Annotated in this window: 8 protein-coding genes; 5 read left to right on the top strand and 3 right to left on the bottom strand. The window is 74.2% G+C overall.

The genetic code is table 11. The features are described from left to right. Positions 1-31: 31 nt before the first annotated feature. Together TBIS_RS16385 and TBIS_RS16380 are read right to left on the bottom strand one after the other, a co-directional pair. Positions 32-1,687, bottom strand: a complete 1,656-nt coding sequence (locus TBIS_RS16385; protein ID WP_013133519.1) for a DNA repair helicase XPB — start codon at positions 1,685-1,687, stop codon at positions 32-34. Positions 1,688-1,762: 75 nt separating this feature from the next. Further along, the gene (locus tag TBIS_RS16380) at positions 1,763-4,336 is read right to left on the bottom strand and encodes a helicase-associated domain-containing protein (protein WP_013133518.1); all 2,574 of its coding nucleotides are present in this window, start codon (positions 4,334-4,336) and stop codon (positions 1,763-1,765) included. A gap of 155 nt (positions 4,337-4,491) precedes the next feature. Here TBIS_RS16380 and TBIS_RS16375 point away from each other — a divergent pair, with 155 nt between their 5' ends. The 3 genes from TBIS_RS16375 to TBIS_RS16365 all read left to right on the top strand — a co-directional run bounded on the left by TBIS_RS16375 (position 4,492) and on the right by TBIS_RS16365 (position 8,781). Beyond that, positions 4,492-4,887 carry a cold-shock protein gene (locus TBIS_RS16375; RefSeq protein ID WP_013133517.1) on the top strand — a complete coding sequence of 132 codons (396 nt, stop codon included), beginning with the start codon at positions 4,492-4,494 and terminating at the stop codon, positions 4,885-4,887. Between the two features lie 130 nt (positions 4,888-5,017). After that, the gene (locus TBIS_RS16370; protein ID WP_013133516.1) at positions 5,018-5,821 is read left to right on the top strand and encodes a DUF3027 domain-containing protein; all 804 of its coding nucleotides are present in this window, start codon (positions 5,018-5,020) and stop codon (positions 5,819-5,821) included. A gap of 2 nt (positions 5,822-5,823) precedes the next feature. Then, on the top strand, positions 5,824-8,781 hold the full coding sequence (locus tag TBIS_RS16365) for a sacsin N-terminal ATP-binding-like domain-containing protein (protein ID WP_013133515.1): 2,958 nt from the start codon (positions 5,824-5,826) through the stop codon (positions 8,779-8,781). Between the two features lie 31 nt (positions 8,782-8,812). On the opposite strand, the gene TBIS_RS16360 is transcribed toward TBIS_RS16365, so the two are convergent. Continuing rightward, on the bottom strand, positions 8,813-9,046 hold the full coding sequence (locus TBIS_RS16360; RefSeq protein ID WP_013133514.1) for a DUF2530 domain-containing protein: 234 nt from the start codon (positions 9,044-9,046) through the stop codon (positions 8,813-8,815). A 473-nt stretch (positions 9,047-9,519) separates the two neighbouring features. Between TBIS_RS16360 and TBIS_RS16355 the strand changes: the two genes are divergently transcribed. Together TBIS_RS16355 and TBIS_RS16350 are read left to right on the top strand one after the other, a co-directional pair. Beyond that, on the top strand, positions 9,520-11,040 hold the full coding sequence (locus TBIS_RS16355) for an NCS2 family permease (RefSeq protein WP_013133513.1): 1,521 nt from the start codon (positions 9,520-9,522) through the stop codon (positions 11,038-11,040). 49 nt (positions 11,041-11,089) lie between these two features. After that, the gene (locus TBIS_RS16350) at positions 11,090-11,533 is read left to right on the top strand and encodes a MarR family winged helix-turn-helix transcriptional regulator (protein ID WP_013133512.1); all 444 of its coding nucleotides are present in this window, start codon (positions 11,090-11,092) and stop codon (positions 11,531-11,533) included.

Raw genomic sequence — 11,533 nt, 5'->3', positions numbered from 1 at the left:
GTGATTCCCGTCGGAGCCATCCCCGGCGAGGTCATCTCGCCGGGTCCTCCTCGCCCACGTCGCCGGCGTCGATGATGCGGTACGCGTACCCCTGCTCGGCGAGGAAGCGCTGGCGGTGCGCGGCGAACTCCTGATCGACGGTGTCGCGGCTCACGATCGAGTAGAACCGGGCGCCCCCGCCGCCCGGCTTGGGGCGGAGCACCCGGCCGAGCCGCTGCGCCTCCTCCTGGCGTGACCCGAAGGTTCCGGAGACCTGGATCGCGACCGTGGCCTCCGGCAGGTCAATGGAGAAGTTCGCCACCTTCGAGACCACGAGCACCGGGATCTCCCCGTCGCGGAACGCCTGGAACAGGCGCTCCCGCTCCCGCACCCGGGTCTCCCCTTTGATCACGGGCGCGTTCAGGTGCGCGCCGAGCTCGTCGAGCTGATCCACGTACTGGCCGATGATCAGAATCTGCTCGCCCGCGTGCCGGCGGACCAGGGCCTCGGCCACCCGCGTCTTCGCCGGCGTGGTCGAGCAGAAGCGGTACCGCTGGTCCGGGTCGGCCATCGCGTAGGCGAGCCGCTCCCGTTCGGTGAGCGTCACCCGCACCTCGATGCACTCGGCCGGTGCGATCCACCCCTGGCTCTCCATCTCCTTCCAGGGCGCGTCGTACCGCTTCGGCCCGATGAGCGAGAAGACGTCCCCCTCCCGGCCGTCCTCCCGCACCAGCGTCGCGGTCAGCCCCAGCCGCCGCCGGGCCTGCAGCTCGGCCGTCATCCGGAAGATCGGCGCCGGCAGCAGGTGGACCTCGTCGTAGACGATCAGCCCCCAGTCGCGGGCGTCGAACACCTCCAGGTGCCGGTAGACCCCGTTCCGCTTGGTCGTCATCACCTGGTAGGTGGCGATGGTGACCGGCCGGATCTCCTTCTTCGCGCCCGTGTACTCGCCGATCTCGTCCGCGGTGAGCGCCGTCCGCCGGAGCAGCTCGCGCTTCCACTGGTGCGCCGAGACCGCGTTGGTGACGAGGATCAGCGTGGTCGCCCGGGCGAGCGCCATCGCCGCGATGCCCACGATCGTCTTGCCCGCGCCGCACGGCAGCACGACCACCCCGGAGCCGCCGTGCCAGAACGCCTCCGCCGCCTCCCGCTGGTACGGCCGGAGCGACCAGCCCTCCTCGCGCAGCTCGATCGGGTGGAACTCGCCGTCCACGTACCCGGCGAGGTCCTCGGCCGGCCAGCCGAGCTTGAGCAGCGCCTGCTTGATGTTGCCCCGCTCGGAGGGGTGGACGGCCACGGTGTCCTCGTCCAGCCGCTCGCCGAGCATCGGCCGGATCTTCCGCGACCGCAGCACCTCCTCGAGCACCGCCCGGTCGGAGGCGGTGAGGACCAGCCCGTGGATCGGGTGCTTCTCCAGCCGGAGCCGGCCGTACCGCGCCATGGTCTCGGCGACGTCGATGAGCAGCGCGTGCGGCACCGGGTACCGGCTGTACCGGAGGAGCGCGTCCACGACCTGCTCGGCGTCGTGCCCCGCCGCCCGGGCGTTCCACAGGGCGAGCGGGGTCACCCGGTAGGTGTGCACGTGCTCGGGGGCGCGCTCCAGCTCGGCGAACGGCGCGATCGCCTTGCGGCACTCGTCGGCCAGCGGGTGCCCGACCTCCAGCAGCAGCGTCTTGTCGGACTGCACGATCAGCGGCCCGTCGTTCACCGTCCCCCCTTTCCTCCGGCCATCCAACACGAGTCCAACACGAGGGCGGCCGGAATCACTCCCGTACCGGCCGGGTCACCCACCGTGCTCGGCGGCCCCGGTGATCCGGTGCAGCGCGAACCGGCCCACGGCGGCCCGGGTCTCGTCGTAGGCGGTGAGGTACCCGCCCTCGATCCGGGCCGGGACCACGATGCGGCTGGTGAGCCGGCCCTGGGAGTCGAGGTAGCCGATCCACACCCGCGTCCCGCGCCGGATCGCCTCCCGGAGCACGCCGAGGGTGACGCCCGCCGGGGAGCGCGGCGGCTCCCCGTCCGGCGAGGCCACCGCGGTACGGCGGGCCCGGTGCGCCTCATCGCCCGCCCGGAGCGCCCGGACCGCCGCGTCGATCACGCCGGGGTCGACCGCCTCGGGCTCGAGCCCCGAGCCGGCCGCCCGGGGAGCCGGCCGGCTCCAGGTCCGCCGGCCGCCGGTCCGCGCCACGAGCACGTCACCCTCGAGGGACTCGGCGACCGGCGCGCACCCCATCGCCCGGAGCGCGTCGACCAGCTCGGCCCGGGGTGTCGCGGAGACGAGCACGGTCGGGGCGAGCCGGAGCAGCCGCAGGCCCTCGGCCCGTTTGTCGGCGAGCACCTCGTCGAGCACGGCCGGGTCGTCGCACCTGATGTACGCGGCGGCCGCGCCCACCCGGACCCTCCCGTGCCTGCGGGCGACGTCGGCCACGAGGTAGCGCAGCGGCTGGGGGACGGGGGTGGCCGAGTGCCGCTCCAGCGCCGCGGTGAGCTCGTCGGCGGACAGGCCGGCGTCGAGCGCGCGGAGCACGGACTTCTCGCTGAAGCGGTAGACGGTGGCGCCGCCCTTGGACTCCACGTCGGCGGCGAGGGCGAGCAGGCGCGCCGGCTCGGTGGTGAGCGGCCCGGGCGCCACCGCGGTGAGGTCCGCCTGGAGGAGCACGTGGTCGACCGGCTCGGGGAGCAGCGGGGCGAGCAGCCGCTCCGCCGGCCCGGTGTCGGCCGGCGACCCGGCGAGCGCCCGGCCGTGGGCGGAGAGCGCGCCGAGCCCGGTGATCCCGAGCTGCTCGGCCTCCCACAGGGCGAACCCGGCGTACCGCTCCCGCAGCGCCGGCCGGAACCGCGGCCGCTCCCAGGCGAGCCGGGCGAGCACGGACTGCTTCTCGGGGGCGAGCCCCGGGGCGGCCGAGGCGAGCACGCCGAGCACCTGCTCCCGCACCCAGGCGGCCGCGGGCCGGCGCAGCTCGGGGTGGAGGGCGCCGAGCGCGCGGTCCCGCTCGTCCCGCTCGCCGGCCAGCCCGGGCACCCGGTCCGTGCCGAGCCAGGCGGTGGCGAGCACCGCCCACCGGTGCTCGGCCGCCCCGGCCCGCCATCCGTCGTAGGACCCGGTCGGCAGCCACTCGCCCTCCCCGGCCGCGATCAGCCCGGCGGCGTAGGCGACCTCGACGACCAGGGTGGTGAGCCGCTCGGGCAGGTCGAGCAGGTGCGCGGTCCGCCGCAGATCCCGTACGGCGAGGCCGCCCGTGCGCAGCACCCGGGGCGGGTCGGCGCCCCAGAGCTCGCACAGCTCCTCCACCGCGCGGGTGAAGGCGAACGCCTGCCCGGCGGCGGTCCGGTCGACGAGGGCCGGGTCCCGCCTCCGGCCGGCCGGCTCGGGCGGGCGGCAGGGCAGGTCGCGGTGGTACCGGTCGCCGCGGACCACCAGGGCGACCTCGCGCGGCACCACCACGGTGTCGTCGCTCACCGCGGCGAGCAGGCCGCGGGCGAGCAGCTCCTCCACAGGCGAGCGGGCCGCCGCGGTGCCGAGCGCGCGCCGGGCGTCCGGCAGCCGCCGCATGGCGGGCCCCCAGGCGAGGTCGGCGAGCACGGCCCGGGCCTGCGCCGAGACCTCACCGGCCAGCCGGCGGACCGTCGCCGGGTCGGTGAGCAGCGCCACGAGCCGGTCCCGCGGCTCGCCCGGTCCCGCGCCGCCGGCTCCCGGAGCGCCGGATCGCCCGGCCCCGGAGCCCGCGGTGCCGCCGGGCCGTACCGCGCCGCCGGGAACGTCCGCGTCACCGGGAATCGCGTCCCCGGGAGGGCCCGCGCCCCCGGCCGTGTCCCCGGGTGCGTCCCCACCGCCCGCGCCGGGGCCGATCGCGCGCAGGATCGCGGTGACCTGCTCCGGATGGAGCAGCCGCACCACCTCGGCGGCGGGCGGGCCGAGGCCCGCGGGCGGCTCCACCGCCTCGGCCATCCCCGGCGCGGCGAGCACGGTGCCCGCAGGGCCGTCGTAGAGCAGGGCACGGGCGCGGAGCCGGTCCAGGGCCTCGTCCAGGGCGGCGCCCACCGTCTCCGCGCCGGCGAGGCCGCCGGCGGCGCGGGCCAGCGGGGTGAGCAGAGCGTCCCGGGTGGCGCGGCCGCCCAGGAGCACGAGCGTCTCCAGCACCGCCAGGGTGAAGCGGTCGAGCCGGTCCAGGGCGCGGGCGAGCGCGGACGGGGTGCACGCGCGGTCGGCGAGGGCGTCGAGATGGGCGGGGACCGGGCTGATCAGTTCGGGGCGCGCGGTGACGAGCTCGCGCAGCCGCTCATCGGATGCGCTGCGGAGCCATTCCCGGAATTCCCGCGCACCGTCGGAGTGGCGGGCCGTGTCCGTGCCCGTCACCCGTCCATCGTATGGTCGTTTCCGGGAACGATTCCGAGTCGCGAATAGATCTCAACTATGTGAGGCTCTTACTACCACGGAGTAGGTCCACGTGGCCTCTCTGTGGGCATAACCTACATCCATCACCTTCACGACAGTCTGAACGAGGTCACCCTGTGCCGAGTGGCAAGGTCAAGTGGTACGACGCCGAAAAGGGTTTCGGCTTCCTCACCCGCGATGACGGCGGTGAGGTCTTCGTGCATTCCTCTGTGCTGCCCAAAGGCGTGACCGCGCTGAAACCCGGACAGAAAGTCGAGTTCGGTATCGCGGAGAGCCGCCGTGGTCAGCAGGCCTTGTCGGTAAGGATCATCGAGCCACCCACCCTGGCGAGGGGAGCCAGAGGCAGGCTGAAGCGGAAGAAGCCGGATGAGATGGCGGTGATCGTCGAGGACTTGATCAAGCTACTCGACGAACTCCAGTCCTTCTACCAGAAGGGGAGGCAGCCGGACGCCGCGCTCGCCAAGAAGGCGGCCGTGGTGCTGCGCGCGGTCGCCGACGATCTCGACGGCTGACCGGGGGCGACGGGCCACGGCGCCCCCGGCCGGCCCGGGCGCACCCGGACACCGATCTCCTCTCCATGAGATCCCCTCCGAGCGGCCCGGTCACGGTGCGGGCCGCTCGTGAAGTGGGTGAGAATGGAGTGTGAGTCGTTCCCGAATCCGAAGCACCCGAGCCGACGCGGCGTGCGTGGCGGCGACCGATCTGGCCCGCCAGGCCGCGGAGGAGATCGCTGGGCCCGGCGAGGTGGGTGCGCATCTCGGCTTCGACAACGAGGGCGACCGCGTCGTCACGCACTACTTCGAGTGTCTCAACCGTGCCTACCGCGGCTGGCGCTGGGCGGTCACGGTCGCCCGGGCGGCCCGGGCGCGGCACGTCACGGTGAGCGAGACCGTGCTGCTGCCGGGGGAGGGCGCGCTGCTCGCCCCGCGCTGGGTGCCGTGGCACGAACGGCTCCGTCCCGGTGATCTCGGTGTGGGCGACCTGCTGCCCGCGCAGGCCGACGACGAGCGGCTGGTCCCCGGCTACACCTCGACGAGCGAGGAGCTCGACCGGCAGTCCGTCTTCGAGTTCGGCCTGGGCCGGGCCCGGGTGCTCTCCGCCATCGGCCGGGATCGGGCCGCCGACCGGTGGTACTCCGGTCAGGGGGGACCGAACGCCCCGATCGCCCAGGCGGCCCCGGGACAGTGCGGCACCTGCGGGTTCTACTGGCCGCTCGCCGGCTCGCTCGGCCAGCTCTTCGGCGTGTGCGCGAACGAGTACGCCCCGGACGACGGCCGGGTCGTCTCCGCCGACCACGGGTGCGGTGCCCACTCGGAGGCGGAGCTGCCCTCGCCCGTCCCGGAGCCGGCGCCGCCGATCCTCGACGACACCGGCTTCGAGCCGGTGGACTTCGGCGAGGATGAGGGCGAGACCGAGGCCGCGACGGAACCCGTGAACAATTCCTGAGCATGTTCGACACCGAACGACTGCGCCAGACCGTTCTCGACGCGTGGACGGCCTCGCCCGCCCGGTTCCGGGAGGACGCCAACGCCGAGGAGGACTTCGCCCTCGGCGGGTACCGCGACCGGCTGGTGGTGGAGCTCGCCCAGAACGCCGCGGACGCCGCGCTCCGCGCCGGGGTGCCCGGCCGCCTGCGGCTGACGCTCCGGGACGGCGTCCTCTACGCCGCCAACGTCGGCGCCCCGCTCGACGCGGCCGGGGTGGAGAGCCTGTGCACGCTCCGCGCCTCGGCGAAGAAGGACGACATCGGCGCGGCCGGCCGGTTCGGCGTCGGCTTCGCCGCCGTGGTCTCGGTCACCGACACCCCGGCGATCATGTCGCGGGCCACCGGCGGGGTGCGCTGGTCCCGGGCGGAGACGGCCGAGCTCGTGGCCGCCCGGCCCGAGCTCGCCGAGGAGCTGGCCCGCCGGGACGGGCACGTCCCCCTGCTCCGCCTGCCGTTCCCGGTGGAGGACCTGGAGGTCCCCGAGGGCTTCGACACGGTCGTCCGGCTGCCCCTCCGCGATGAGGCGGCCGAGCAGGCGGTACGGCGCATGCTCGACGAGGCGAGCCCGGCCCTGCCGATCGCCCTGCCCGCGCTCGAGCGCATCGAGATCGAGGTCGACGGGCGGTGCCGGACGATCACCGCCGAGGGCTGGCGCGTGGTCACCGCCTCGGGCGAGTTCACCCCCGAGCAGGTGGCCGAGCTGTTCGCCGACCGCCCCACCGAGGAGCGGGCCCGGCCGTACTGGGAGGTGCGGTGGGCCGTGCGGGAGGGCGGCGGCACGGGCGATGTGCCCCGGGTGCTGCACGCGCCGACCCCGAGCGACGAGCCGATCGACCTGCCGGCGCTGCTGATCGCCACCTTCCCGATGACCACCGACCGGCGGCACGTCGCCCCCGGCCCGCTCACCGACTTCCTCGCCCGCGAGGCGGCGAAGGCGTACGTCCGGCTCTTGCGGGAGCTGCCGAAGACCCCCGCGCTCCTCGACCTCGTGCCGTCCCTGATCGGCAAGGGCGAGCTCGACGCGGCCATCCGCCACGAGATCATCCGGATGCTCCCGGACACCCCGCTGCTCCCGGTGCTCTCCGGGGAGGGCGGGGCCGTGGCGCCCGAGCCGGTCCCGGGCCGGGAGGCGAAGGCCGTGCCCGGTCCGGCCGCGTTCCTGGAGAAGATCGCCGGCATCGTCCCCGGCCTGCTGCCCGCGGACTGGCCGTCGCGGCACCCGGCGCTCACCACCCTCGGGGTCCGGCGGATCGACCTCGCCGACGCGGTGGACATGCTCTCCGGCGACGCGGTCCGGGACAAGGACCCGGCCTGGTGGCGGTCGCTGTACGAGGTGCTCCCGGCCGACGACCTGGAGGCGATCGCGGCCATCCCGGTGCCGCTCGCCGACGGGCGGCTGGTGCGGGGGCCGCGCGGCACGCTCGTGCTCTCCGAGGGGCCGGAGCGGCTCGACCCGGCGCTGCTCGCGCCGCTCGGGCTGCGGATCGTCCATCCGGACGCGGTCCACCCGCTGCTGCTCCGGCTCGGCGCGGCCGAGGCGACCCCGCGCACCGTGCTCGACGACCCGCTCACCCGGACCGCGGTCGCCGAGTCGCTCGACAGCCCCGACCCCGAGCCCGTGGCGCAGGCCGTGCTCACCCTGGTGGAGGCGGCCGGGCTCACCGCCGGGGAGGCGCCGTGGCTCGCCGATCTCGCGCTCCGCAGCGCGGACGGCGAGCGGTACGCGGCCGGCGACCTCCTCCTCGCCGACGGCGCCCTCGCCAAGATGATCGACCCCGAGGTGCGGTTCGGGGTGGCCGCGCCCGACCTGGTGGAGCGCTACGGCCCCCGGGTGCTCACCGCGGCCGGGGTGCTCGACGGGTTCGCCGTGGTGCACGACCACGACGTGGTGCTCGACCCGGCCGAGTGCGACCACGGCCTCGACGGCGAGGAGGAGTGGCTGGAGGCGATCTACGAGCTGCTGCCCGAGAGCGACGTGCCGGCCGTCGCCCCGGAGTTCATGGCCGTGCGCGACCTGGAGTACATCGCCGACTGGACCGCGGCGCTCACCCTGCTCGCCCGCCCGCCGCTGCGCCGGGCCCTCCAGCCGCTGCGCGTGCTCGCCGGCGGGGAGACGGTGGACGTGCCGTCGTACACGGCGTGGTGGCTGTCGCGGCACCCGGTGCTCGCCGGCAGGCGCCCCACCGAGCTGCGGCTCGCCTCGGGCGACCCCCTGCTGTTCGGCCTGTACGGCGAGGCGCCGGCGGTCATCGACGAGGAGGCGCTCAAGCTCATCGGGGTCCGGTCGTCGCTCGGCGAGCTGCTCGCCTCGTACGGCGGGCCGGACGAGCTGCTCGAGCGGCTCGCCGACCCGGAGGCCGAGGTGGACCGGGCCCAGCTCCGCGCGCTGTGGATCGCGCTCGCCGGCGTGGACCCGCAGCGGGTCACCCCGCCGGACGCGGTGCGGGCGATCCGCAAGGGCTCGGTGGTCGTCGCCGACGTCTCCGACGGCCCGGTCGTGGTGGAGGCGCCCGACCTGCTGCCGCTGGTCGAGGACCGGCCGCTCATCCTCGCGCCGTTCGACCTCGCCGAGTCGCTCGCCGAGGTGCTCGACCTGCCCATCGCCGGGGAGGTGGTCACCGGCGAGGTGACCTCCACCGGGGTGGAGCGGCCGGTGCCCGCCGAGGTGCGCTCGCTGCTGCCGGACGCCCCGGCCACCTACGTGGAGCACGAGCGCCTGCTCGTCGACGGGCGGCCGGTGCCGTGGCGGTACTACGAGGGGACCGTGCACGCCTCGGGCGTGGACGGGCTCGCCCGCGGCCTCGCCTGGGCGGCCGGTCAATGGGGCGATCGGCTCGCCGTCGCCGCCCTGCTCCGCGATCCGGCCCGGGTCCCGATTCTGCTCGCCGAGGCCGACCTCGACCCGGTGACGTCGCTGTGAGCGTCCGGCGCCGGCCGGCCGTGGTGAGCGATCAGGCGCCGGTCGAGCGCCGCTTGCGGCGGGCGTCGCGGATCCGGACGTAGCCGAGGCCGAAGAGGCCGAGCCCGATGCCGGCGACGCAGGTCCAGACCGGGCGGGGGTCGGCCGGCTTGACCACCAGCACCATGGCCAGGAGGGCGATCACCCACAGGACCGTGCCGACCAGGATGGTCGCGGTGTCGTGGGTCTCGATGGGCTTGAGTTCCTCTTGGCGCCGCTGGGTCACGTGCGCAAGCTTAGACGCCGCCCGCCGGCCGCCGCCTTCCGGAGGCTCGGGGCCGCGGTGGCCGGGGGCCGCCGTTCCGGGTGGCGGGGCGCGGTCACCGCAGGCCGGCCGTGCGAGAGGGCGGGGTGCGGCCCGAGCAGTCTCCGGGCTCGGATACGGTGGCACGCGGACCCGGGGCGCGGCGTGAGGTCACGGGGTGCGGGGCCGGTCAGCCGGTTCTCCTCCGGAGCCGGACGGCTCCGGCCGGACCCTGGGCGCGCGGCGGCGGGCCGCCGGCCTTCCGGCCTTGTGGTGTGTGCGCACCGCCGGCCTGTGGCCGTGCGGTGCGCGGACCGCGGGCCTCCGGCCGTGCGGTGCGTACGGGCCGTCGGCCTGCCCTGGCCGGGTGCTGCCCCACGGGTGAAACGTAACGTTTATGACGAAAACGTTACAGTCCGGAAAATCTCCCCGCAAAACCCTTTTGGAAAGTGGTAATGGGCTGTCACAGTTCGCGCGTGACTAGCACGGACTCCGCCAACACCGCCAAGAGCGCCCCGACGGGCTTCCTTGATCGCTACTTCTCCATCACCGCCCGTGGCTCGACCATAGGCCAGGAGATCCGTGGCGGGCTCGCCACGTTCTTCACCATGGCCTACATCGTGGTGCTGAACCCGCTCATCATCGGCACCGTCGCGGACGCCACCGGGGAGTACCTCGGTGACGGCTCCTCGCCCAACCTCCCGCTCATCGCCGCGGCCACGTCCTTCGTGGCCGGCATCTTCACGATCGCGATGGGCGTGTTCGGCCGCGTGCCCTTCGCGATCGCGACCGGCCTCGGCCTGAACGCGTTCCTGGCGTTCGGGGTGGCGAGCCAGATGTCCTGGGAGGACGCGATGGGCCTGGTGGTGCTCGAGGGCATCATCATCACCATCCTCGTCCTCACCGGCTTCCGGGCCGCCGTGTTCCGCGCGATCCCGCCCGAGCTCAAGACCGCGATCAGCGTCGGCATCGGGCTCTTCATCGCGCTCATCGGCTTCGTCGACGCGGGCTTCGTCCGGCGCGTCCCCGACGCGGCCGGCACCACGGTCCCGGTGCAGCTCGGCTCGCTCGGCACCGGCTCGCTCACCGGCTGGCCGACCCTGGTCTTCGTCATCGGCCTGCTCGGCACCGCGTTCCTGGTCGCGCGCAAGGTCAAGGGCGCGATCCTCATCGGCATCCTCGGCTCGACCGTGCTGGCGATCATCGTGGAGGCGATCGCCAAGCTCGGCCCGCAGGTGGTCGACGGCAAGACCGTCAACCCCGACGCGTGGTCGCTGAACGTGCCGACGCTGCCCTCCTCGCTGATCGAGCTCCCCGACCTGTCGCTGCTCGGCCAGTTCAGCCTCTTCGGCGGCTTCGCCAAGGTCGGCGGGCTCGCCGCCGTGATGCTCGTGTTCACGCTCATGCTCGCCGACTTCTTCGACACTATGGGCACGATCGTCGGCGTCGGCCGGCAGGCCGGCCTGGTCAAGCCGGACGGCAGCCTGGAGCGGACCCGGGAGATCCTGCTGGTCGACTCGCTCGCCGCCGCGGCCGGCGGTGCGGCCAGCGTCTCTTCGAACACCACCTACGTCGAGTCCGCGGCCGGCGTGGGTGAGGGCGCGCGGACCGGGCTGGCGAGCGTGGTCACCGGCGTGCTGTTCCTGCTGTCGATGTTCCTCGCGCCGCTCACCGAGGTGGTGCCGTTCGAGGCGGCGACGCCCGCGCTCGTCATCGTCGGGTTCCTCATGATGACCCAGGTCAAGGAGATCGATTTCTCCAACTTCGAGGTCGCGATCCCGGCGTTCCTGACGATCGTGCTGATGCCGTTCACCTACTCCATCACGGTCGGCATCGGCGCGGGCTTCATCAGCTACGTGTTCATCAAGGCGGTCCGGGGTAAGGCACGGGAGATCAGCTTCCTGCTCTGGCTCGTGGCGGGCCTCTTCGTCATCTACTTCGCCATGGAGCCGATCAGGAGCCTGTTGGGCGTGTGACGGGCGGGAATACCGGCGCCGGTCATATTGTTAGCAAGGGTAATGAGACATGCTAACGAACGACGAGAATCTCCGTACCGACGCCGGACTCGCATCCGCGCTCCGCGTGTCACTCGCCCGGCTGAACCGGCGCCTGCGCAGGCAGGCCTCCCAGCATGCGCTGACACCCACCCAGCTCGCGACGCTGTCCGCCGTGGAACGGCGCCCTGCCGTAACCCCCGGCGAGCTCGCGGAGCTGGAGAAGGTGCAGCCCCCCTCAATGACGCGCGTGATCGCCAAACTGGAGGAGCGGGGCCTGCTGGAGCGCAGGCCCCATCCGACCGACCGCAGGCAGGTGACGATCACCGTGACCCCGAAGGGGGCGGCGCTGCTCCAGGAGGAGCGGCGGGCGAAGGAGGCGTGGCTGGCCCAGCGGCTGGCGGAGCTGACGCCGGAGGAGAAGGAGATCCTCCGGTCGGCCGCGCCGATTCTGGAGAAGCTCTCCAGAATGTAG

The organism is Thermobispora bispora DSM 43833 (assembly GCF_000092645.1).
Taxonomy (GTDB): Bacteria; Actinomycetota; Actinomycetes; order Streptosporangiales; family Streptosporangiaceae; genus Thermobispora; species Thermobispora bispora.
The sequence above is the reverse complement of the archived record's forward strand: the minus strand, read 5'-3'. Positions and strand labels throughout refer to the sequence as shown.